The 21,545-nt window shown below is 66.5% G+C and carries 19 protein-coding genes; 13 read left to right on the top strand and 6 right to left on the bottom strand.

Annotated features, from left to right (window positions below; translation table 11 throughout):
* Positions 1–28: 28 nt before the first annotated feature.
* The 4 genes from ACQR0U_RS27250 (at position 29) to ACQR0U_RS27235 (ending at position 5,795) form a co-directional block, all read left to right on the top strand.
* Positions 29–1,549: a DUF1800 domain-containing protein gene (locus ACQR0U_RS27250; RefSeq protein WP_315714105.1), complete on the top strand. Its 1,521-nt coding sequence runs from the start codon at positions 29–31 to the stop codon at positions 1,547–1,549.
* Positions 1,546–2,769, top strand: coding sequence for a DUF1501 domain-containing protein (locus ACQR0U_RS27245; RefSeq protein WP_315714106.1), 1,224 nt, complete (start codon positions 1,546–1,548; stop codon positions 2,767–2,769). The genes ACQR0U_RS27250 and ACQR0U_RS27245 overlap by 4 nt, the downstream gene beginning before the upstream one ends.
* A 136-nt stretch (positions 2,770–2,905) precedes the next feature.
* Positions 2,906–3,226, top strand: a complete 321-nt coding sequence (locus ACQR0U_RS27240; protein WP_315714107.1) for an antibiotic biosynthesis monooxygenase family protein — start codon at positions 2,906–2,908, stop codon at positions 3,224–3,226.
* 586 nt (positions 3,227–3,812) lie between these two features.
* Entirely contained in the window at positions 3,813–5,795 is a 1,983-nt protein-coding gene (locus tag ACQR0U_RS27235; RefSeq protein WP_315750063.1) for an AI-2E family transporter, read from the top strand.
* A gap of 161 nt (positions 5,796–5,956) precedes the next feature.
* Here ACQR0U_RS27235 and ACQR0U_RS27230 read toward each other — a convergent pair whose 3' ends face one another.
* From ACQR0U_RS27230 to ACQR0U_RS27210, 5 genes are all read right to left on the bottom strand, one after another.
* Positions 5,957–6,418 carry a GNAT family N-acetyltransferase gene (locus ACQR0U_RS27230; RefSeq protein ID WP_434842737.1) on the bottom strand — a complete coding sequence of 154 codons (462 nt, stop codon included), beginning with the start codon at positions 6,416–6,418 and terminating at the stop codon, positions 5,957–5,959.
* A 61-nt stretch (positions 6,419–6,479) separates the two neighbouring features.
* On the bottom strand, positions 6,480–6,674 hold the full coding sequence (locus ACQR0U_RS27225) for a hypothetical protein (protein WP_315714111.1): 195 nt from the start codon (positions 6,672–6,674) through the stop codon (positions 6,480–6,482).
* Positions 6,675–6,741: 67 nt separating this feature from the next.
* Positions 6,742–6,993 carry a hypothetical protein gene (locus ACQR0U_RS27220; RefSeq protein ID WP_316192023.1) on the bottom strand — a complete coding sequence of 84 codons (252 nt, stop codon included), beginning with the start codon at positions 6,991–6,993 and terminating at the stop codon, positions 6,742–6,744.
* 194 nt (positions 6,994–7,187) lie between these two features.
* Positions 7,188–7,838 carry a glutathione S-transferase family protein gene (locus tag ACQR0U_RS27215; RefSeq protein WP_315714112.1) on the bottom strand — a complete coding sequence of 217 codons (651 nt, stop codon included), beginning with the start codon at positions 7,836–7,838 and terminating at the stop codon, positions 7,188–7,190.
* Between the two features lie 193 nt (positions 7,839–8,031).
* Positions 8,032–9,264 carry a glycosyltransferase family 87 protein gene (locus ACQR0U_RS27210; protein WP_316166515.1) on the bottom strand — a complete coding sequence of 411 codons (1,233 nt, stop codon included), beginning with the start codon at positions 9,262–9,264 and terminating at the stop codon, positions 8,032–8,034.
* A gap of 191 nt (positions 9,265–9,455) precedes the next feature.
* Between ACQR0U_RS27210 and ACQR0U_RS27205 the strand changes: the two genes are divergently transcribed.
* The 8 genes from ACQR0U_RS27205 to ACQR0U_RS27170 all read left to right on the top strand — a co-directional run bounded on the left by ACQR0U_RS27205 (position 9,456) and on the right by ACQR0U_RS27170 (position 18,236).
* Entirely contained in the window at positions 9,456–10,658 is a 1,203-nt protein-coding gene (locus tag ACQR0U_RS27205) for a pyridoxal phosphate-dependent aminotransferase (RefSeq protein WP_315714114.1), read from the top strand.
* Positions 10,659–10,778: 120 nt separating this feature from the next.
* Positions 10,779–11,303: a DUF992 domain-containing protein gene (locus tag ACQR0U_RS27200; protein WP_316166516.1), complete on the top strand. Its 525-nt coding sequence runs from the start codon at positions 10,779–10,781 to the stop codon at positions 11,301–11,303.
* A 197-nt stretch (positions 11,304–11,500) separates the two neighbouring features.
* Positions 11,501–11,977: a DUF992 domain-containing protein gene (locus ACQR0U_RS27195; RefSeq protein WP_315714116.1), complete on the top strand. Its 477-nt coding sequence runs from the start codon at positions 11,501–11,503 to the stop codon at positions 11,975–11,977.
* A 176-nt stretch (positions 11,978–12,153) separates the two neighbouring features.
* Positions 12,154–14,202 carry an elongation factor G gene (locus ACQR0U_RS27190; protein WP_315750067.1) on the top strand — a complete coding sequence of 683 codons (2,049 nt, stop codon included), beginning with the start codon at positions 12,154–12,156 and terminating at the stop codon, positions 14,200–14,202.
* Positions 14,203–14,408: 206 nt separating this feature from the next.
* On the top strand, positions 14,409–14,711 hold the full coding sequence (locus ACQR0U_RS27185; protein WP_315714118.1) for a helix-turn-helix domain-containing protein: 303 nt from the start codon (positions 14,409–14,411) through the stop codon (positions 14,709–14,711).
* A 94-nt stretch (positions 14,712–14,805) separates the two neighbouring features.
* Entirely contained in the window at positions 14,806–16,569 is a 1,764-nt protein-coding gene (locus ACQR0U_RS27180) for a SulP family inorganic anion transporter (RefSeq protein ID WP_315714119.1), read from the top strand.
* Positions 16,570–16,671: 102 nt separating this feature from the next.
* Positions 16,672–17,514, top strand: coding sequence for a shikimate dehydrogenase (locus ACQR0U_RS27175; RefSeq protein WP_315714120.1), 843 nt, complete (start codon positions 16,672–16,674; stop codon positions 17,512–17,514).
* A 143-nt stretch (positions 17,515–17,657) separates the two neighbouring features.
* Positions 17,658–18,236, top strand: a complete 579-nt coding sequence (locus ACQR0U_RS27170; RefSeq protein ID WP_410051253.1) for a hypothetical protein — start codon at positions 17,658–17,660, stop codon at positions 18,234–18,236.
* 265 nt (positions 18,237–18,501) lie between these two features.
* Here ACQR0U_RS27170 and ACQR0U_RS27165 read toward each other — a convergent pair whose 3' ends face one another.
* Positions 18,502–19,638, bottom strand: a complete 1,137-nt coding sequence (locus ACQR0U_RS27165) for an alpha-hydroxy acid oxidase (protein ID WP_316166518.1) — start codon at positions 19,636–19,638, stop codon at positions 18,502–18,504.
* Positions 19,639–20,046: 408 nt separating this feature from the next.
* Between ACQR0U_RS27165 and glmM the strand changes: the two genes are divergently transcribed.
* Positions 20,047–21,396, top strand: a complete 1,350-nt coding sequence (glmM, locus tag ACQR0U_RS27160; protein WP_316169324.1) for a phosphoglucosamine mutase — start codon at positions 20,047–20,049, stop codon at positions 21,394–21,396.
* Positions 21,397–21,545: the final 149 nt, after the last annotated feature.

The raw sequence follows: 21,545 nt of genomic DNA, 5'->3' as shown, positions 1-21,545 counted from the left end.
CCCGCGATGACGGGCTCGAGGATGTGGCATGGCGCGTGATGCTCGAGCGGCTCTTGTCGCATTGAATCGCTTCGGCTTCGGCGCGCGTGGCGGTGCCTCGGGCGATCTCGTCAATGCGGCGTCGGACCCGCGCGGCTTCGTCAAGGCCGAGCTCGGCCGTCCCGATGGAGCGCTGCTGGAGGCCCCGGGTCTGCAGCCGACGGCAGCACTCGCCGCTGCCGTCTTCGCCTATCAGGACGAGGTCAAGCGGGCCCGCGAGGCCGCGAAGTCGGAGGCTGCGCCGCAGGAGCAGTCCAGCCCCACGCGCGGCCTGTCCACGAACGGCGCGGACAAAGCCATGGCCGCAACGCCCTCGGCGGCCCCAGCGGCCGGTGCCGACCCCGCACCCGCGATGCAGGGAGCGCCGGCAAAGCCCGCGCAAGCCCAGCAGCCGCCCAACGTCGTCCAGAAGACGTTCCGTGCCGAAGCGCTGGCGCGGCTGCAGCGCGCGGTGCTCGCCGACTGCGGCTTCACCGAGCGGCTGGTGGCGTTCTGGTCGAATCATTTCTGCATCTCCGCCGGCAAGGGCGAGTTGGCGCGGATGTGGGCCGGTGCGTTCGAGCGCGAGGCGATCCGGCCGCACGTGCTCGGGCGCTTCGTCGACATGCTGAAGGCGGTCGAGCAGCATCCGGCGATGCTGTTCTTTCTCGACAACCAGGAATCGCTCGGACCGGACTCACGTGCCGGCCAGAACCGCAAGCGCGGCCTCAACGAGAATCTCGCGCGCGAGATCATGGAGCTGCACACGCTGGGTGTCGGCGGCGGCTACAGCCAGGAGGACGTGACCTCGCTGGCGCGCATCATCACCGGCTGGAGCTTCGCCGGCCGCAACGCCCGCAACGCGGCGCCCGGCAGCTTCGTGTTCAATGCCAATGCGCATCAGCCGGGGCCGCAGACGTTGCTCGGCAAGGTCTATGCGGATGATGGCCTCGCCCAGGGCGAAGCTGCGCTGGCGGACATCGCGCGGCATCCGTCGACCGCGAAGTTCATCGCCGCCAAGCTCGCACGCCATTTCATTGCCGACGATCCGCCGCCCGCGCTCGTCGCGCGACTCGAAGCCGTGTTCAGGAGGAGCGATGGCGACCTCAAGGCGCTGACCTTGGCGCTGGTGGACTCCGACGATGCCTGGTCGGCGCCGCTCACCAAGATCCGCTCGCCCTATGAGTTCCTGGTCGCCGGCGGCCGGCTGCTGGCGCGCGTGCCGGAGGATCCCGGCTTCTATCTCACTTCCCTGAACACGCTGGGCCAGCCGTTGTGGACGCCCGCGGGACCAAACGGATTCGCTGATACCAATGCGGTGTGGGCCGCGCCGGAGGGCATGAAGCTGCGGCTGGACATCTCGTCGCAGCTCGGCGGCCGACTCGGCAACAATCTCGATCCGCGCGAGCTGCTCGAGCTCGTCGCCGGCGATGCTGCGTCGACTGAGACACGCCGCACCATCGAGCGCGCGGAGTCGCGCCAGCAGGCGCTGGCGCTGCTGCTGATGTCGCCGGAATTCCAGAGGAGATGACGATGGACCGGATCGCGACCTCGCTGTCGACCTCGCGACGCCACTTGCTGCTGGCAGGCGCGTCATTCGCCGCGTGGGGCTATTTGCCGAAATTCGCCCGCGCCGCCGACCAGCGCGATCCGCGGCTGATCGTCGTAATCCTGCGCGGCGCGCTCGATGGTCTCGCCACCGTCGCGCCGGTCGGCGATCCCGACTACGCCGGACTGCATGGCGCGATCGCGCTGACGACGACGGGACCAACTCCGGCGCTGCCGCTCGACTCGTTCTTTGCGCTGCATCCGTCGATGCCGGAATTCGCGCGCATGTATCGTGACAAGCAGGCTGCCGTGGTTCACGCGGTCGCGACACCATATCGCGAGCGCTCGCATTTCGATGGCCAGGACGTGCTCGAAAGCGGCTTCGCCGGTCCCGGCCGCGTGCAATCGGGCTGGCTGAACCGCGCAGTCGAGGCGCTGCCGCGCGGCCCCCGCGTCACGGGCGCGCTCGCGGTCGGTCCGACGGCACCGCTGGTGCTGCGCGGCGCAGCGCCCACCGTCGGCTGGGCGCCGGTAACCTTGCCGCAGGCCGATGACGACACCGCGACGCGGCTGGTCGACCTCTATGCGCATCGCGATCCCGCATTGGCGGCTGCGCTGTCGCAAGGGCTGAAGCTCGAGAAGGTCGCGTTCGGTGACGACATGAAGCCCAAGCCGGGCGGCAACCAGATCGCGGCGATGCGCCAGGTCGCGCGCGGCGCGGCGAAGCTGATCGCGGCGGATGATGGTCCGCGCATCGCGGCGCTGGCCTTCGACGGCTGGGATACGCATGCCAATGAAGGCGGCGCAATCGGCCGGCTGGCGCAGCTCCTGTCGGGCCTCGACGGCGCGCTCGCCGAGTTCGAGAGCGGTCTTGGCCCGCGCTGGCGGGATACGGTCGTGGTGGTCGCAACCGAGTTCGGGCGCACGGCGAAGATCAACGGCACCCAGGGGACCGATCATGGCACCGGGACGATTGCGCTGCTCGCCGGCGGCGCGGTGAAGGGCGGGCGGGTGATCGCCGACTGGCCGACGCTGAAGATGGCGAGCCTCTACCAGGGACGCGATCTTGCGCCGACGACGGATCTGCGCGCGGTGTTCAAGGGCGTACTCGCCGATCATCTCGGCATCGGCGAGCACGCGCTCGGCGGCGCGGTGTTTCCGGACAGCGCGGCCGTGAAGCCGATCAAGGGGCTCGTGGCCTAGGGCTCGCTTGCGCCCTGTCCTGATCGGGGCTCTGAAGCATTCCACATCGCGGCATCAGCGGCCACCGCCGCTGGCGCATTGCACCGCGAAGTCTGCTACTCCTCGACCTGCGGCATTCACCCCTCAGGAGATCAGCATGTTCATCGCCATGAATCGTTTTCGCGTCGCCAAGGGCTCGGAGGCCGCCTTCGAGCAGGTCTGGCTGTCGCGCGACAGCCATCTCGACAAGGTACCGGGCTTCGTCGAGTTTCACTTGTTGAAGGGACCGGAAGCGGAGGACCATACGCTGTATGCCTCGCACACGATCTGGGCGTCGAAAGCTGCGTTCGAGGACTGGACCAGGTCCGAAGCCTTCCGCGCCGCGCACCACCGGGCCGGCGACACCAAGGTGCACTATCTCGGCCCGCCGCAGTTCGAGGGGTTCGAGGTCCGCCAAACGGTGGGCAGCAAGACGTAGGACAAGGACAGAGTCCACCATTCAGACGAGATCCGTCTCCGCGGCCCGTCTTGGCTGAGCACGGCCGAGCGGACGCTTGATTTGCGCTGAACGACACGGCGGCCGACAGGACCCGGACGGTCGCCGGTCGTGCGCCCTCGGAAGCTGCTCGCGCCGGGCCTCGCCGGGCAAGCCGTACCGCCGAACCTGCTGACATCAACAAGGACGACGCCCCAGTGAAGCTCCGGCTGAGTCGCGGAGATGCGACGGTGTGCCGACGCTGACCAGTCGTCGCCGTCGGCAGACGCGCATGCGAACTCAGGCGCTCTCGGGAACTGGAGCCTCACGAGGCTGTTATCGCGTGTCTGAAACAGGAAGCCGAATGTCCGGCAGGGCGGGCAGCGCCAGCCAGCGCCCTCGGTCGTTCTGTTCTAGCGAAGGCCCGGATGGTTGCTCGGATCGAGGACGAACCTTCCGGCATATGACCACCGGCGCCGGCGACATCGTCAGAAGCTTCCCTCCGTTGCAACGCGCCACCTTCGTCGACGTTGACAGCCTGACCGCTTGAGCGACGCGCGCCGCCCTTCCTCGTTCGGAGAGAGATTCGATGATCATCAGACAGCCGCTCAAGGTCCGCACCCCAGAGGAAGTTCTCGGGCTGATCAGCGCGCTGGCCGTCGCCATTTTTGCGGTCATCATCATCGCGCTGCTGTATTTCGGTCGCGATATCCTGGTCCCCGTGGCCCTGGCCATCCTGCTCAGCTTCGTATTGGCGCCATTGGTCGCGCAACTGCAGCGGCTTCGTGCCCCGCGCGGACTGGCCGTCGTCAGCGTGGTCGTTCTCGCATTCGTCGTGATCTTTACACTGGGCAGCCTGCTCGCCACCCAGCTCACCCAGCTTGCCAGTGAGCTGCCGAACTATCAATCGACGATGAGCAACAAGATCCAGTCGTTCCGCGACACCAAAGCCGGCAGAGGGACGCTCGAGCGTGCATCGGACATGCTCAAGGATCTGGGCAAGGAACTCGACAAACCGAATGAGCCGGAAGCGGCTCGGCCGCCGAGCGGACTGCGAACGAATTCCTCAGTCCCTGTGACCCCGATCCCGGTGGAGGTCCGGCAGCCCGATCCCGGAGCGCTAGACAGTCTCCGCACGCTGATTTCGCCGCTCATTCATCCGCTGGCGACGACCGGCATCATCATCATCTTCGTGATCTTCATATTGCTTCAACGCGAGGACCTGCGGAATCGGCTCATTCGCCTTGCGGGCTCATCCGACCTGCAGCGCACCACGGCGGCGCTCGATGATGCGGCTTACAGGCTCAGCCGGCTGTTCCTCACCCAGCTCGCCCTGAACGGCGGATTCGGCGTCGTGATCGGCGTCGGCTTGTGGTTCATCGGCATCCCCAGCGCCCTCCTTTGGGGGATCCTCGCCGCAGCGCTTCGGTTCGTGCCCTATATCGGCGCCGTCATCGCCGCGGCGTTTCCGCTTGCTCTGGCGGCAGCGGTCGACCCTGGCTGGTCGATGCTGATTTGGACCTTGGCCCTGTTTCTCGTGGTCGAGCCGTTGCTCGGCCACGTCATCGAACCGATGGTCTATGGGCGCAGCACGGGCCTGTCCCCCGTGGCGGTGGTCGTTTCAGCCGCGTTCTGGACCGCGCTGTGGGGCCCAATCGGGTTGGTGCTCGCGACGCCGCTGACGGTCTGCCTGGTCGTCATCGGACGACATGTGGAGCGCCTGGAGTTCCTCGACGTCATGTTCGGTGATCGTCCAGCGCTGTCTCCTCCCGAGATCTTCTACCAGCGCATGCTTGCGAACGATCCGACGGAAGCGGCCGAGAAGGCAGAGGAGTTCTTGAAGGAGCGCTCGTTGATTGCCTATTGCGACGAGGTCGCGGTGAAGGGACTGCAATTGGCCCAAGCCGACGCCGACCGAGGGGCGCTCGCCTATGATCGCCTTGCAACGATCCGTGACGCCGTCGCCGAGTTGACCGCCGATCTTTCCGATCAAAATGATGGTCCGCTGGCGAAACGCGAGACCACCAGCGATCCGGAAGCTGCATCGGCCGTCGACAGCTCGGCCAGCAGTGGGGCAATCGACACGATACCCATCCTCAGCAAGGACAATCTCGCCGAAGGATGGCGGAGCGAGCAGCCGGTCCTGTGCGTGGCCGGGCGAACCCCGATCGACGAAGCGGCGGCGGTGATTCTCGCGCAACTGTCGTCGGTGCACGGGTTGGGCGCGAAGGTCTCAGGAGCGGAGGCGCTCTCGACGGCGAACGTCATCAAGCTCGAGCCCGCAGGTGTTGCGATTGCCTGCCTGATCTATATCGGCAATTCCGGCGTTGCACATATGCGCTACTCCGTTCGTCGCTTGAAGCGACGACTCCCCAAGGCAAGAGTGATGTTGGTCTGCTGCGCGGCCGACGTCGATCAGGAGGCCGCGAAGGTGCTGCAGGAAGCCACCAAGGCCGATCTGGTCGCGGCGAGCATGGGTGAGGCTGTCAGAATGTGCGTCGAAGTCGCGCAGGCGAAGGCTTCTCAGCAGGTCCCATTGAAGCAGCAGAACACGACGACCAACGTAGCGTGAGACGCGCCACGTCCAACGACCAAGGCCAGACAAAAAAATGCGGCCCCGGTCAGAGACGGCGACTGACGGGGACCGCTGAAACGCGTGACCGGTGACGGGGGATGATCAGGCGCTCGATGGAGCGTAGGCCTGCCCCGTGACGGCGGCGTGACACCGCCCGTTCACAGCGCCTTGCGGTAGACGATGAAGCCCGAGCGCTCGGCGATCTTGTCGTAGAGCACCTGTGCCGTGGTGTTGGTCTCGTGCGTCTGCCAATAGACCCGCGGCGCACCGGCCTGACGCGCTTCGCGGTAGACCGCCTCGATCAGCGCCCGTCCGACGCCCTTGCCGCGGGCGGCCTCGCTCGTGAACAGGTCGTTGAGATAGCAGAGCGGCCCGATCGTGGTGGTGGCGCGATGAAACAGGTAGTGCGCCAGGCCGATCAACTCGCCACCGCTCTCGGCGACCAGGGCATGGACCGGCTCGTCGGCATCGAAGAAGCGCGACCATGTCATCGCGGTCACCTCGGCCGGCAGCGCCGTCGGCCCCGAACGGCCGTAGAAGGCATTGTAGCCGTCCCAGAGCGGCAGCCAGCGATCATGGTCGTCGCGCGCGATGGCGCGCACAGTGAGTGCTTCGTGCATGAAGGCTTCGCCGTCCGTTTGAATCTCGACGGACCTTCGATACGCGCAGCCGCGTTGGCGATCAATCCGGGACGGGCTGCACCGGTTCGGCAGCGGGCGGCCGTACCAGCTCGACATAGACAGACCGATCTTCCTCGGTCAGCGGCGAGAGCGAGAGCTCGCCCCGCCGCTCGATCAGGATCAGCAGTGACGCCGCCAGCAGGATCGCGAGTGCCAGGGTCACGGCAACGATTACGACCGTTGATTTCATCGCCATTTTGTGCGCGAGACAATCATCGCCTGTTGTCGCGAAAACCGCGAAGGGTTGTCAAAATGGCTTCCTGTTAAGCGGGCATCGACAAGACGGCGCGGATCGACACCACCGCGATGGTGACGCAGACACCCAATGAGAGCGTGCTGGCCGCGATCGTTGCGACCACGGCGGTGGTCAGGCTGGGCGAAAGGGTGAGCGTCGCGTCGTCGTGAAAGCCGCTGATCGGCGTGAGGAGCCCTCGACAATGGTCCGACTGCTGCGGCGACGCATGGCCGCGGACCCAACTGAACCTCGGAACGGAAGCAAGACGCCACCCGGACATGAAGTCGAAATCCCTTACCCATACATCCGCGAGCGAATCACTCGCAGAGGTAAATTCTAAGGTCGCGCTGGGCAGGATTGCGGCGGCAAATCGGAAAAAAAGGCAGGAACATGGCGCTGGCGGTGTTTGTTCCCGCCGAAGCGTGTATTTTCCCCGCTGTTCTACGGACGGTCCGTAGTCTTACGGTGAATGCCTCACCCGTAGTCGGCGGCGATGCCGGCCGAATCGATCAGCGCCGGCTGCCAATCCATCGCGACGAAACCGGGTGTCTGTTCGACGCGGCGCAGCCAGTTGCGGATCTTCGGGAAGGTCGACAGGTCGAAGTCGCAGCGATCGGCGACGTGGGTGTAGCCGTAGAGCGCGATGTCGGCGACCGTCAGCTGCTTCGCGGCAAAGTAGTCGTTGCTCTTGAGATGATTCTCCATCACCTGGAGCGCGGCGTAGCCGCGCTCCATCCAGTCCTCGAGCGCATGTGTCTGCAGGTCGCGCCCGCCCTTGACCAGCAGCAGCCAGAAATAGGCGGCGCCGATGTTCGGCTCCAGCGCATGCTGCTCGAAGAACATCCACTGCAGCGCTTCGGCGCGCTCGATGCGCTGCTCCGGCACCAGCGGCGTGCCGCCGGCGACATACCAGAGGATCGCGTTCGATTCGGCGATGAAGCGGTCCTCGCCGACCTCCAGCAGCGGCACCTGGCCGCTGGGATTCTTGGCGAGAAAATCCGGCGTGCGGCTCTCGCCGCGCAGGATGTCGATCTCGATCGCCTGATAGGGCGCGTTCAGAAGCGCGAGCGCAAGGCGGACCTTGTAGCTGTTGCCTGACCGCTGCATCGAATAGAGCTTGTACATCCGGCCGATTTCGAGTTCGAGGAATCAAAGGTTGGACGCATCGCACATCCAGACGCCAGATCGTCCCGCAATGCGGCCAGACAATGATGCCGATGGGCGCAGGCTGCAAGAGCCGGCGGATGGAAAAAGTCGAAATGCGCTACTGCACTGCACTCTCGAATAACAACTTTCCAATAGATTCAAACAATCGAGATCACGCCTGCGCGATGCGCGCGTGTCCACCGATCTCGACGGCGCGATCGGTGAGTGCGCGGCGCAGGGTCAGCGCGAACAGGGCCATCAGAACGATGAGGCCCAGCGGTATCGTCGTCAGCCCGGCGACGCTGCGCGAGAGCAGCGGCACGATCCAGGCGGCCGCGAGCACGCTGAGCTCGTAGTCGCGAAAGCCGTTCGCGAGGCCGTGCCGGACGAAGAAGATGATCGCGACCGCGACGACGACGAGGTCGTAGTCGAGCACATAGGGCGTCGCCAGCAGGCTCGCGCTCGCCAGTGCCGAAGCCTTGAGATCGAACGCGGCCTCGCTCTGCCACAGCCATGCAAGTCCGGCCGCGAGCGACAGCGCCAGCAGGCTCTGCAGCGCATAGGCGGACCTGATATCGGCGCCCCAATGACGCGCGGCCGAGAACACCGACTGGATCTTCTCCCAGCCGGTGCCGCCTTGCTCGAGCACGACGCTCTGTGTGAAGGTCATCGACTGGAAGAAGGCGTGCCAGACGTCGCTGCCGAGCGCGACGAAGCTGATCGCGACCAGCGCGGCCACCGTGGCGGCTGCCGCAGCAATCGTCGGCCAGCGCGTGCCTGCGAGCAGCGCCACGGGAATGAGCACGCCGAATTGCGGCTTGTAGGCGAGCAGGCCGATCAGGACGCCGGCCGCCCACGGCCGGCCGCGCTCCATCAGCAACAGCGCGCCGCCGAGCAGCGCCGCGGTGAAGAACGCGTTCTGGCCGTGACCGATGTTGACGAAGACGGCGGGAAAGGCGATCGCGACCAGCAGCGTCTCGGAACGCGGCAGGATCGCGCGCATGACCGCGAGGTATGCGAGCAGGCTCGACACGACCCAGAGCGCGAGCCCTCCGGCATAGGGCAGCAGGGCGGTGATGGCGGCGATCGCGAAGAAGAAGGGCGGGTAGTGCCAGCCGAAGAACGGCACGTCGCGGCCGTCGAACACGGCCTTTTCCGTCGCATGCTGCAGCGGCGGATCATAGGCATCGGCCGCCTTGCCCTGAAGGGTCAGCACGCCTGCCGCATAGACGTTGGAGAAGTCGGTGCCGATCGGCTTGCCGTTGCGGTCGACCAGGCCATCGGACAGCGCGATCCAGCCGGCGATTGCCGCGATCGTGACCGCGAGCAGCATCCAGCTGTAGGACTTGATCCGCGTGGCCGTCAGCCAGTCGCCGGATCGCAGGGCGTACCCGATAGTGGTCATTTCGGCCTGAGACTCTGGACAATCGTCGGTCCACGCTAGCGGGGCGGCTTTAACGTTCTCTAAAGTCTTGGGAGCCATGTGCCCAAGCTTCTTGCGATGCAGCGCTGGGGGCCCTACAAATGGGCGTTTCCCTGACATGACTGGTCGTGGCCCCGAGGGGGTGATCCACGACGCCTGCATAGGAGCTGATGATGTCCTTTCTCGCCGCTGCGCTCGACCGTGTGAAGCCGTCCGCGACCATCGCGGTCACGGATAAAGCGCGCGTCCTCAAAGCGGCGGGCCGCAATGTCATCGGCCTCGGCGCTGGCGAGCCGGATTTCGACACGCCGGACAACATCAAGCAGGCCGCGATCAAGGCGATCCAGGACGGCAAGACCAAGTATACCGCGGTGGACGGCATTCCCGAGCTGAAGGAAGCCATCATCGGCAAGTTCCAGCGCGAGAACGGCCTCACCTATAAGCCGAACCAGGTGATCGTCGGCGTCGGCGGCAAGCAGGTGCTGTACAATGCGCTGATGGCGACCATCAATCCCGGCGACCAGGTGATCATCCCGGCGCCGTACTGGGTCAGCTATCCCGAGATGGTGGCGCTCGCCGGCGGCGAGCCGGTGCCGGTGGTCTGCACCGCCGCCCACGGCTTCAAGCTGCAGCCGGAGGCGCTGGAGAAGGCGATCACGCCGAAGACCAAGTGGCTGATCCTGTGCTCGCCGTCGAACCCGACCGGCGCGGCCTACACCAAGGCCGAGCTGAAGGCGCTCACCGAGGTGCTGGTCAAGCATCCGCATGTCTGGATCATGACCGACGACATGTACGAGCACCTCGTCTATGACGACTTCGTGTTCACCACGCCGGCGCAGGTCGAGCCCTCGCTGTTCGACCGCACGCTGACCGTGAACGGCGTCTCCAAGGCCTATTGCATGACCGGCTGGCGCATCGGCTATGCCGGCGGCCCGGCGCACCTGATCAAGGCGATGGCGACGATCCAGTCGCAGTCGACCTCGAACCCGTGCTCGATCGCGCAATGGGCGGCGGTGGAGGCCTTGAACGGTCCGCAGGACTTCATCCCGGCCAACAACAAGGTGTTCAAGGAGCGCCGCGACCTCGTGGTGTCGATGCTGAACCAGGCGAATGGCATCGAATGCCCGCGGCCGGAAGGCGCGTTCTACGTCTATCCGTCCTGCGCCGGGACGATCGGCAAGACCGCGCCGTCGGGCAAGGTGATCGACAATGACGAGGCCTTCGTCACCGAGCTGCTGGAGACCGAGGGCGTCGCCGTGGTGCAGGGCTCGGCCTTCGGCCTCGGCCCGGCCTTCCGCATCTCCTACGCGACCAAGACCTCCGACCTCGAGGACGCCTGCAAGCGCATCCAGCGCTTCTGCGGCAATCTGAGGTAATCGGGCAACATCCCTCTCGAAACACCAGAAGCCAATTTCCAGGCCGAAAGGCGCCATGTTTTGAACATGGCGCCTTTCTTTTGTCGGCCGACAAGTCTGGTGGCGTAGGGTTGGAGTTCGATGCGGCTGCTTCTGCTGTCGATCGCGTTGATGGTGATGATCGTGCCGCTCGCGCAGGCCCATCAGGGGCGGCCGATGCGCGCCGGCGTGCTCGAATGCGAGGGACGAAAGACCTCCGGCAAGCTCGTGATGTCCCAGTCCCGCCTGCGCTGCGTGTTTCGCAGTCAGGGCCGCCAGCCGGAGCGCTATGTCGCCAGGGTCCGGCGTTACGGCCTCGATCTCGGCCTGACGGATGTGACCAGGATGGCGTGGGCGGTCAGCGCACCGGTCAACGATTTCGGCCGCAGCGAGCTGCGCGGGCGCTATGGCGGATTGTCCGCCAATGCCGCGGCTCTGGTCGGCTTCGGCGGCAGCTTCCTGGTGCGCGACACCGATCGCGCCGCGGCGCTGCAGCCGATCAGCCTGCAGGGGCAGACCGGCTTGAACCTCGCTGCCGGAATCACCGAGGTCGAGCTGGTGCCGCTGCTGCCGATCCACCCGAGCCCGAGCCGTTCATCGTCCTACTTCTCGCGCTTCTATCGCTGAGGCGCTCGATCGGAGAGACTCGGACACGTCCAGGCGAACGCGTCGCAATCGCTGCCTGCGTCGGCGCGCCGGCTCGTGCCGACGGCGCGGCGAATCTGGTGCGACTGTAAGGCTTGTGGCATAGATGTGGTGCCCTGTGATCGTGCGTCCGATCGACGGGTCTGCATCACACGTTCATTTCAGCCGGAGTTCTATTCATGCGCTCGACCATCCTCGCCGGGCTCGCCGCTGCGGTCGTCCTCTGCACCGGCACCGGCGCTGCCCAGGCGCAAGATCGCGTGCGGGTCGGTGTCCTCGAATGCCGCGGCGGCGCCAGTGTCGGCTTCATCGTCGGCTCGGTGACCCATCTCGGCTGCGTGCTGCGCGCCGACGGCCTGCCCGAGGACCGCTACGTCGCGACCATCCGCAAGGTCGGCCTCGATCTCGGCATCACCCAGGAATCGCTGCTGGCCTGGGTGGTCTATGCACCGGTCGCGCGGCTCGGGCCGGGCGATCTCTCCGGCGACTATGCCGGCGCCCAGGGCTCGGCCGCGGTCGGCGTCGGTGTCGGCGGCAACGTGCTGGTCGGCGGCTCCGCCAACTCGATCGCGCTGCAGCCGCTCAGCGTCCAGGGCCAGGTCGGCCTCAGCGTCTCGGCTGGGTTGCAAAGCCTCGAATTGCGCCCGGGGCGGTGATCTTCCCTTTGCCGTGAACAGCGCTCTTCCCGCCATCGAGCGGGAAGACGGCGCGATCCCCCGCACTGCAGCAACGTTTTTCGCAGGCCGCCTGCTTGCCAAAGCGGCAGCCGAGGCAGAGCATTCGGCTTTGCCGACCCAATCAAGGGCCGAGCTCCACAACGAGGAGGCGGCGAATGGGACAAGACCTGAGAAGTCCCCGAGGTCCACGGTGCATCGCGCTGGTGGGCCCTTTCCAAAGCGGTAAAACCACTCTCTTGGAGGCGATCCTGGCGCGGACCGGCGCGATCCCGCGCGCGGGCAGCGTCGACGCCGGCACCTCCGTCGGCGATGCCAGCCCGGAGGCGCGTCAGCACAAGATGAGCGTCGCCATGACGGCGGCGACCACGACCTTCATGGGCGACAGCTACACCTTCCTCGACTGTCCTGGCTCGATCGAGTTCATCCACGACATGCGCGCCGCGCTGCCGGCGGTCGATGCCGCCATCGTGGTCTGCGAGGCCGACGAGAAGAAGCTGCCGCAATTGCAGATCATCCTGCGCGAGCTCGAGGAGCTGCGCATTCCGCGCTTCCTGTTTCTCAACAAGATCGACCGCGCCAATGCGCGGATCAGGGAGACGCTTGCCACATTGCAGCCGGCCTCGCGCGTGCCCCTGGTGCTGCGCCAGATCCCGATCTGGAACGGCGAATTGATCGAAGGGTTCGTCGACCTCGCGCTGGAGCGCGCCTTCATCTATCGCGAGCACAAGGCGTCGGAAGTCATCGCGCTCGAAGGCGGCGATCTCGACCGCGAGAAGGAGGCGCGCTTCTCGATGCTGGAGAAGCTCGCCGATCACGACGATTCGCTGATGGAGCAGCTGCTGGAGGACATCCCGCCGCCGCGCGACGCCGTGTTCGACGATCTGGCGCGCGAATTGCGCGAGGGATTGATCTGCCCGGTGCTGCTCGGATCGGCGTTGCGCGAGAACGGCGTGCTGCGGCTGATGAAGGCGCTGCGCCACGAGGCGCCCGGAATCGCCGAGACCGCGCAGCGGCTCGGTGTGAAGGACACCAAGGAGGCGCTCGGCTATGTCTTCAAGACGCTGCATCTGCAGCATGGTGGCAAGCTGTCATTGACGAGGGTGCTGTCCGGCCATCTCGACGACGGCGCGACGCTGCATGCCGCCTCGGGCGAGGCGGCGCGCGTATCCGGCATCCTGGCTGCCACCGGCGCCTATGACAGCAAGCGCGCGGGCGCCCAGGCCGGGGACACGGTGGCGCTCGGCAAGCTCGATGCGGTCAAGACCGGCGATACGGTTGCGACCGGCAAGACGGCACCACCGCCGCTGGCAAAGGTGGAGGCGTGCCCGCCGGTGCTGGCGCTCTCGATCGCCGCCGTGGACCGCAAGGACGACGTCAAGCTCGGCCAGGCCTTGCAGCGGCTCCACGAGGAGGATCCGTCGCTGACCATGGTGCAGAACCCGCGCACCCACGACACGGTGCTGTGGGGGCAGGGCGAGATGCATCTGCGCGTCGCGCTGGAGCGGCTGCGCGACCGTTTCGGCGTCAACGTCAAATCGCACCAGCCCGCGATCGGCTACCAGGAGACCATCCGCAAGCCGATCACGCAGCGCGGCCGCCACAAGAAGCAGTCCGGCGGGCACGGCCAGTTCGGCGACGTGGTGCTCGACATCAGGCCGCTGCCGCGCGGCGAAGGCTTCCGCTTTGCCGAGAAGGTGGTCGGCGGCGCGGTGCCGCGCAACTACATCCCGGCGGTGGAGGAGGGCGTCGTCGACGCAATGGCCCGCGGCCCCCTGGGCTTTCCGGTGATCGACGTCGAGGTGACGCTCACCGACGGCTCCTATCACAGCGTGGATTCGTCCGACCTCGCGTTCCGCACCGCGGCGCGGGTCGGCGTCGGCGAGGGGCTGCCGCAATGCCAGCCGGTGCTGCTGGAGCCGATTCACACCGTCGAGATCGTCTGCCCGACGGAGGCGACCGCCAGGATCAATGCGATCCTCTCGGCGCGGCGCGGCCAGATCCTGTCCTTCGATACCCGTGACGGCTGGCCGGGCTGGGACTGCGTCCGGGCGATGATGCCGGAGGCGGAGATCGGCGAGTTGATCGTCGAATTGCGTTCGGCGACGGCCGGCGCCGGCAGCTTCACCCGCCAATTCGACCACATGGCCGAGGTGACCGGCCGCGCCGCCGACCACATCATCGCCTCCCATCGCGACGCCGCCTGAGCCGAACGCTCCGCGCCGAACAGCGCCGGCCCGTCATCCTCTCTCGGGATGGCGGGCCGGATCGCGTCGGGACCTTTGCTCGCGCGCGCAGGGAACAAACGGCGAGGGCCGGGTTCCAGCTTGCGTCCGAGATCAGTTTGTGATGTATTTTACATCATTGTCTTTGTCTCAGACATCATTTATGGTGTCTGCCACGTGAGGCCAGCGTGATCACGTCGTTCCAGATGCGGGCAGCGCGAGCGCTGCTCGGGATAGATCAGAGAACCTTGGCCGAGCTGGCCGGCGTGTCGCTGCCGACGATCCAGCGGATGGAAGCCTCCACGGGCAACGTCCGCGGCGTGGTGGACTCGCTGACCAAGGTCGTCGATGCGCTCAATCGCGCGGGCGTGGATCTGATCGGTGAGCATTCCCGCAGCGAGAACGGCGGGCGTGGTGTTCGCCTGAAGGACCCGGGGCCGCCCCGCCGCATGGGCCGTCAAACTGACATCGCGCGCGATGACGCAAGCTAGGCTCATCGCGCGGGCACGGGGCCCCTGGGCGCTTCGTGTGGGACGCATCGTCGGCTGCGCCGCGGCCCGATGAGGCGACGGGAGCGTGATGGGCATGAGCATCGCAAACGAACACCGTTCGCACGGGCGGGTCGGACATCATGAGCCGACCTTCGCCGAGCTTTATTCCCCCAAACTCCTGACGGTCTTGCGCGAGGGCTACGGCCTCAGCGACTTTCGCGCCGACGCGCTGGCGGGCCTGACGGTGGCGATCGTGGCGCTGCCGCTGTCGATGGCGATCGCGATCGCCTCCGGTGTCTCGCCGGGGCGTGGTCTCTACACCGCCGTGATCGGCGGCTTCCTGGTCTCGCTGCTCGGCGGCAGCCGCTTTCAGATCGGCGGTCCCGCGGGTGCCTTCATCGTGCTGGTCGCTGCGACGGTCGATCGCCAGGGTCTCGATGGCCTGCTGATCGCGACGATGATGTCCGGCGTGATGCTGGTGATCGCCGGATATCTGCGGCTCGGCACCTACATCAAGTTCATTCCCTATCCGGTCACAGTCGGCTTCACCGCGGGCATCGCCGTCATCATCTTTGCCAGCCAGCTGAAGGATCTGTTCGGTATCACGCTTGCGGGCAAGGAGCCGGGCGAGCTGCTTCCGAAGCTCACGGCGCTCGCGCATGGCGCGCCGACCGCGAGCATGTCTGCGGTCGTGACGGCCGCGCTGTCGATCGCGATCATCATCGGCCTCAAGCATCTGCGGCCGACCTGGCCCGGCATCCTGATCGCGGTGGTGGTCGCGGCCATCATCACCTTCGCGCTGCAGCTTCCGGTCGAGACCATTGGGACGAAATTCGGCGGTATCCCGCGCGAGCTGCCGGCGCCGGCGTTGCCGGCGTTCTCGCTCGCCAAGGTCCAGGCGGTGTTCCCCGACGCGATCGCCTTCGCACTGCTCGGAGCCATCGAATCGCTGCTGTCGGCCGTCGTCGCCGACGGCATGACCGGCCGTCGCCATCGCTCCAACTGCGAGCTGGTGGCGCAGGGCTTTGCCAATGTCGGCTCGGCCTTGTTCGGCGGCATCTGCGTCACCGGCACCATCGCGCGCACCGCCACCAATGTTCGCGCCGGCGCCCGCGGACCGGTGTCGGGCATGCTGCATTCGCTGTTTCTTTTGGTGTTCATGCTGATCGCGGCGCCGCTGGCGAGCTACATCCCGCTGTCGGCGCTCGCCGCGGTGCTCGTCGTTGTCGCCTGGAACATGGCCGAGAAGCACGAGTTCGCCACCCTGATCCGATCGTCCTGGGGCGATGCCACGGTGCTGCTCGCGACCTTCGGGCTGACGGTCTTCCGCGATCTCACCGAGGGCATCCTGGTCGGCTTTGCGCTCGGCGCCGTGCTGTTCATCAACCGGATGGCGCAGATGACCGGCGTCGAGGACGGGTCGCCTCTGGTCGCAAAGGACCGCGCCGACTTCGAGGATGAGGCGCGGGTGCCGTACAATCCGAAGCTCAGCGCCGACAAGGACGTGCTGGTCTATCGCATCACCGGTGCGTTCTTCTTCGGCGCCGCCTCGACCGTCGGCACCGTGCTCGACTCGATCGCCGACCGCCGCAAGGCCTTCGTGGTCGATTTCGCAGCGGTGCCGTTCCTGGATTCGACGGCCGCCAACGCCATGAGCCGCGTTGCCGCCAAGGCCAAGCGCCAGGGCATCCGCCTGTTCATCACCGGGGCGTCGCCGACCGTGCGTCGGGCGCTGCTGACCCATGGCGTGCGGCCGCCGCTGGTGCGCTACCGCGAGACCATCGAGCGCGCGGTGGCCGACATCAAGGGCAAGGAGACGGCACCGGCGGACGTCGCCGATGGGCTCGCCGCGAGCTGACACGCGACCTCAACGCCGCGTCGCCGTTTGGGCCATGGCGCCTGGGGGCGACTGCCGAGCCCCAGCATTGACTCCAGCCGGAGCTTGTCCGATGTCACGGCCATGACCCTTGCCGCCAAACCCCGCGCTGCGTGCCTGATCGGCTGGCCTGCCGCGCATTCACGCTCGCCCTTGATCCATCATCATTGGCTGCACGAGCTCGGCATTGCCGGCGGCTACACCATCGAGGCGGTGCCGCCGGAAGAGCTGGCGGACTTCGTCATGCATCTCGACCGTCGCGGCTTCGTCGGCGCCAACGTCACGATCCCGCACAAGGAGCGCGTGCTGGAGCTGAGCGAGCCGGACGCGCGTGCCCGCGCCGTCGGCGCGGCCAACACGCTCTGGTACGAGGACCGCATCCTGCGGGCCACCAACACCGACGTCGAAGGCTTCATCGGCAATCTGGACGCCGCTGCCCCAGGCTGGGACCGCACCGACGAGGCGCTGGTGCTCGGCTCCGGCGGCTCGGCGCGGGCCGTCGTGTTCGGCCTGCTCGAGCGCGGCATCGGCCGCGTCCACATCATCAACCGCACCGCGGCGCGCGCACAAGCCCTGGCTGATCAGTTCGGCAGCCATGTCGTTGCCGAAGGCTGGGACCGCGTCGGCGCGCTGCTGCCGCGCGCGGGCCTGTTCGTGAACACCACCTCGCTCGGCATGCACGGTCAGCCGCCGCTCGAGCTCGACGTCGAGCTGTTGCCGCAGCAGGCCGTCGTCGCCGACATCGTCTACGTGCCGCTGGAGACGCAGTTGCTCGCGGCGGCGCGGGCGAGGGGGCTGCGCACTGCCGATGGACTCGGCATGCTGCTGCACCAGGCCGTGCGTGGCTTCGAATTGTGGTTCGGCCGCCGTCCGCAGGTCACGCCCGAGTTGCGCGCGCTGGTCGAGGCCGATCTCACAAGGGCTTGAGCGCGGAATAAGCGCAGATGGTCGGCGTCTCATTGATCGAGCGTCCGCGTAGCCCCGCATTGGACGCGGATGATCTTCTCTCGCCCTCGGAGCCATGCATGTCCGCTCGTCTCATCCTGTTCCGTTCCGTCGCTTCACTCGCCATGGTTGCGACTGTATCCGCGCTCGCCATCGCCCAGCAGGCGCCGGTGCCGACGCGCGTGCGCGGCGCCATCGAAAGCGTCGACGCCAATACGATGACGGTGAAAGCCCGCAGCGGCGAGATCTTCAAGCTGCGCATGGCCGGTGATCTGCGCGTCTCGGGTGTCGTCAAGGCGCAGCTTTCCGACATCAAGCTGGGCTCGTTCATCGGCGCCACCACGGTGCCCGGCCCGGATGGCGCGCCGAAGGCGGTCGAGATCCACATTTTTCCCGAGGACATGCGCGGAACGGGCGAAGGCTCGCGGTCGTGGGACCTGAAGCCGAACTCGAGCATGACCAACGCCACCGTGTCCGAAAGCTCGGTCTCGACCGACGGTCACTCGCTGCTCGTCAAGTACAAGGGGGGCGAAAAGCGCGTCGACATTACGCCGGACACGCCGATCGTCACCTTCGTGCCCGGCGACGAGTCCGAGCTGAAAGCCGGCGCCAAGGTGATCGCCACCGTCAAGCAATTGCCTGACGGTTCGCTCGAGACCAGCCGCGTCAGCGTCGGCCGCGATGGGCTGACGCCGCCGATGTGACCTGCCTTTCTCTGTGTGCTCAACTGCGTCTCCGTTGCCGGTGTCGTCCCTGCGAACGCAGGGACCCATACCCCCAGGGAGGAGTTTAGGGCGCAGTGGCAATTGGGCTTTTGCCCAACACGACGGCCGCGGAGTATGGGTCCCGGATCAGCGCCGCGCCGCGCTGACGCGCGTCACGGCTTGTCCGGGACGACAGCTTTTGCATGGTGGAAGTCGGGGGCGCGTAAGCTGATTAGTCCGAGCACCTTGCTCGCCGATTCTCGAGCTAATCCGCCAGCACCTTCCGGTCGATCTCGGCCACCGTGTTGACGCCGCACAGGCCCATCGTCGTCAAGAGCTCGTTGCGGATGATGTCGATGGCCTTGGCGACGCCGGCCTGGCCGCCGGCGCCGAGGCCGTAGGCATAGGCGCGGCCGAGCATGCAGGATTTGGCACCGAGCGCGAGCGCGCGCATCACGTCCTGGCCGGAGCGGATGCCGCCATCGAACATGATCTCGATCTTGTCGCCGACCGCCTCCGCGATGCCGGGCAGCACGTGGATCGAGGACGGCGCGCCGTCGAGCTGGCGGCCGCCGTGGTTGGACACGACCATTGCCTGCGCGCCGGTCGCGGCCGCGAGCTTGGCGTCCTCGATGTCGTGGATGCCCTTGATGATCAGCTTGCCCGGCCAGATCGAGCGGATCCAGTCGACGTCCTTCCAGTTCAGCGAGGTGTCGAACTGCGCGGCGGTCCAGGCCGAGAGCTTGGTGAGATCCTCGGTGTTCTTCACGTGGCCGGCGATGTTGCCGAAGGTGCGGCGCTTGCCCTGCAGCACGCCCTGCACCCAGGCCGGCCTGATCGCGAAGTCGAACAGCTTCGACAGCGTCCATTCCGGCGGCACGCTCATGCCGTTCTTGATGTCCTGGTGGCGCTGGCCGATCACCTGCAGGTCGACGGTCAGGCATAGTGCGCTGCACTTCGCAGCGATCGCGCGCTCGACCAGGGCCTTGATGAAGCCGCGGTCCTTCATGACGTAGAGCTGGAACCAGAACGGCTTCTCGACGCTGCCCGCGATGTCCTCGATCGAGCAGATCGACATCGTGCTCTGCGTGAACGGGATGCCGGCGGCCTGCGCCGCGCGGCAGGCGTGAATCTCGCCGTCGCCGTGCTGCATGCCCAGGAGGCCGACCGGCGCCAGGATCAGCGGCATCGACGAGGGCTCGCCGAGGATCGTCGTCGACAGATCGCGCTTGGAGACGTCGACCAGGATGCGCTGGCGGAACTTGATCTTCTGCAGATCCTCGCGATTGGCGCGCAGCGTCTCCTCGGCATAGGAGCCACGATCGGCGTAGTCGAAGAAGGCTTTGGGCACGCGGCGCTTGTGCAGCAGGCGCAGGTCTTCAATGCAGGTGACGTGTTTCATCGCGGTCTTCGGCTCCCCACCGGCGTCTCGTTTCTTAGGGCTGGGGCAGTCATCTAGCATCTTTGCGGCGGCTGCCAAATCCAACTTGGGAACCGCCACGGCGTCTGGGCAAAGCAGGGCGAACTGCGAGCGTCCCGCAACAACATGACGTCAGGGCTGCCGGAGCGAGCACCTTCCTGCTGCGGCGGGGCTCCGACGGGTGAGCCCTCCAGAGCCGTCAGGTCGAATGAAAAATTAGTCTTAACAACGGCTTACAGAGGTCATGGCGGTTTCGTGGTAATGATTCATCACATTTTTTGAAGCCATCTTAGCCTTAAGGCGACTATAACCCGCGGGCTGACCGGCAGGGCGGGTCCTGTGATTCGCGCTCGCCGGTAACGAAATCCAGAAGCCGTTGCTGGGGGTCATATGAGCCGTAACTATTTCGGGACCGATGGGATTCGTGGCCGCGCCAACGGCCTGATCACGCCGGAACTCGCGCTCAAGGTCGGGCAGGCCGCAGGTCTTCTGTTCCAGCGCGGCGAGCATCGCCACCGGGTGGTGATCGGCAAGGATACACGCCTTTCCGGGTACATGATCGAATACGCCATGGTGGCCGGCTTCACCTCGGTCGGCATGGACGTGCTGCTGGTCGGCCCGATGCCGACGCCCGCGGTCGCCATGCTCACCAAGTCGATGCGCGCCGATCTCGGCGTCATGATCTCGGCCTCACACAATCTGTTCGAGGACAACGGCATCAAGCTGTTCGGGCCGCAGGGTTTCAAGCTGTCCGACGATGTCGAGAGGCAGATCGAGCAACTGCTCGATGAATCGCTCGACAAGAAGCTGGCGCAGAGCGCGAGCCTCGGCCGGGCCCGCCGCATCGACGGCGTGCACGATCGCTACATCGAATTCGCCAAGCGCACCCTGCCGCGCGATCTCTCGCTCGACGGTCTTCGCGTCGTGGTCGATTGCGCCAACGGCGCGGCCTACAAGGTCGTGCCCGAGGCGCTGTGGGAGCTCGGCGCCGACGTGATCTCGATCGGCGTGGAGCCGGACGGCTTCAACATCAACAAGGAATGCGGCTCGACCTCGCCGGAGGCACTGTGCCGGAAGGTACGGGAAATGCGCGCCGACATCGGCATCGCGCTCGACGGCGACGCGGATCGCGTGATCCTGGTCGACGAGCGCGGCCACATCGTCGATGGCGATCAGCTGCTCGCGGTCATCGCGCAGAGCTGGAAGGAAGACGGCCGCTTGGCGCGCGCCGGTATCGTCGCGACGGTGATGTCCAATCTCGGCCTCGAGCGCTTCCTGCAGGGGCAGGGGCTCGAGCTGGTGCGTACGCCGGTCGGCGACCGCTATGTGCTCGAGCGCATGCTGGCCGACGGCTACAATCTCGGCGGTGAGCAGTCGGGCCATATCATTCTCTCGGATTACGCGACGACGGGCGACGGCTTCGTCGCGGCGCTGCAGGTGCTGGCGACGGTGCAGAGGCTGCGCCGTCCGGTCTCCGAGGTCTGCCATCGCTTCGACCCGCTGCCGCAGATTCTCAAGAACGTCCGCTATCGCAGCGGCAAGCCGCTCGACGCGGACGAGGTGAAGTCGGCGATCGACACCGGACAGAAGCGCCTCAACGGCCATGGCCGACTGCTCGTACGCTCCTCCGGAACCGAGCCGGTGATCCGCGTGATGGGCGAGGGTGACGACCGCGATCTGGTCGAAGAGGTCGTCGACGAGATCGTCGCTGCCGTCGGCAACGCTGCGGCTGCTGCTTGATCGCGGACGGGAATATATCAATCTCTGCGGCCTGCCATCGACGTCGGATGGCAGGCCTTTTTGTTGGTCCCTTCTCTGCTCGCAAGCTGATGGGAGCGGATGTGCCTGAGCGAGCAGGGCGCGTCGGACTGCCGGACGCGATCGACTGC

Origin of the sequence: Bradyrhizobium sp. HKCCYLRH3097 (genome assembly GCF_051167875.1) — a bacterium.
In the GTDB taxonomy this organism is placed as follows: Bacteria; Pseudomonadota; Alphaproteobacteria; order Rhizobiales; family Xanthobacteraceae; genus Bradyrhizobium.
Note: the sequence above shows the minus strand (reverse complement) of the source record. Positions and strands in the feature narration are given on the sequence as shown.

Excerpts from the sequence above, each read along its gene's own strand:
- ACQR0U_RS27235 (WP_315750063.1), top strand. The coding sequence starts at position 3,813 with ATGATCATCAGACAGCCGCTCAAGGTCCGCACCCCAGAGGAAGTTCTC.
- ACQR0U_RS27220 (WP_316192023.1), bottom strand. The coding sequence starts at position 6,993 with ATGTCCGGGTGGCGTCTTGCTTCCGTTCCGAGGTTCAGTTGGGTCCGC.
- glmM (WP_316169324.1), top strand. The coding sequence starts at position 20,047 with ATGAGCCGTAACTATTTCGGGACCGATGGGATTCGTGGCCGCGCCAAC.
- ACQR0U_RS27170 (WP_410051253.1), top strand. The coding sequence starts at position 17,658 with ATGGTTGCGACTGTATCCGCGCTCGCCATCGCCCAGCAGGCGCCGGTG.
- ACQR0U_RS27245 (WP_315714106.1), top strand. The coding sequence starts at position 1,546 with ATGACGATGGACCGGATCGCGACCTCGCTGTCGACCTCGCGACGCCAC.
- ACQR0U_RS27225 (WP_315714111.1), bottom strand. The coding sequence starts at position 6,674 with ATGGCGATGAAATCAACGGTCGTAATCGTTGCCGTGACCCTGGCACTC.
- ACQR0U_RS27165 (WP_316166518.1), bottom strand. The coding sequence starts at position 19,638 with ATGAAACACGTCACCTGCATTGAAGACCTGCGCCTGCTGCACAAGCGC.
- ACQR0U_RS27210 (WP_316166515.1), bottom strand. The coding sequence starts at position 9,264 with ATGACCACTATCGGGTACGCCCTGCGATCCGGCGACTGGCTGACGGCC.
- ACQR0U_RS27200 (WP_316166516.1), top strand. The coding sequence starts at position 10,779 with ATGCGGCTGCTTCTGCTGTCGATCGCGTTGATGGTGATGATCGTGCCG.
- ACQR0U_RS27190 (WP_315750067.1), top strand. The coding sequence starts at position 12,154 with ATGGGACAAGACCTGAGAAGTCCCCGAGGTCCACGGTGCATCGCGCTG.
- ACQR0U_RS27230 (WP_434842737.1), bottom strand. The coding sequence starts at position 6,418 with ATGCACGAAGCACTCACTGTGCGCGCCATCGCGCGCGACGACCATGAT.
- ACQR0U_RS27195 (WP_315714116.1), top strand. The coding sequence starts at position 11,501 with ATGCGCTCGACCATCCTCGCCGGGCTCGCCGCTGCGGTCGTCCTCTGC.
- ACQR0U_RS27205 (WP_315714114.1), top strand. The coding sequence starts at position 9,456 with ATGTCCTTTCTCGCCGCTGCGCTCGACCGTGTGAAGCCGTCCGCGACC.
- ACQR0U_RS27250 (WP_315714105.1), top strand. The coding sequence starts at position 29 with ATGGCGCGTGATGCTCGAGCGGCTCTTGTCGCATTGAATCGCTTCGGC.
- ACQR0U_RS27215 (WP_315714112.1), bottom strand. The coding sequence starts at position 7,838 with ATGTACAAGCTCTATTCGATGCAGCGGTCAGGCAACAGCTACAAGGTC.
- ACQR0U_RS27180 (WP_315714119.1), top strand. The coding sequence starts at position 14,806 with ATGAGCATCGCAAACGAACACCGTTCGCACGGGCGGGTCGGACATCAT.
- ACQR0U_RS27175 (WP_315714120.1), top strand. The coding sequence starts at position 16,672 with ATGACCCTTGCCGCCAAACCCCGCGCTGCGTGCCTGATCGGCTGGCCT.
- ACQR0U_RS27240 (WP_315714107.1), top strand. The coding sequence starts at position 2,906 with ATGTTCATCGCCATGAATCGTTTTCGCGTCGCCAAGGGCTCGGAGGCC.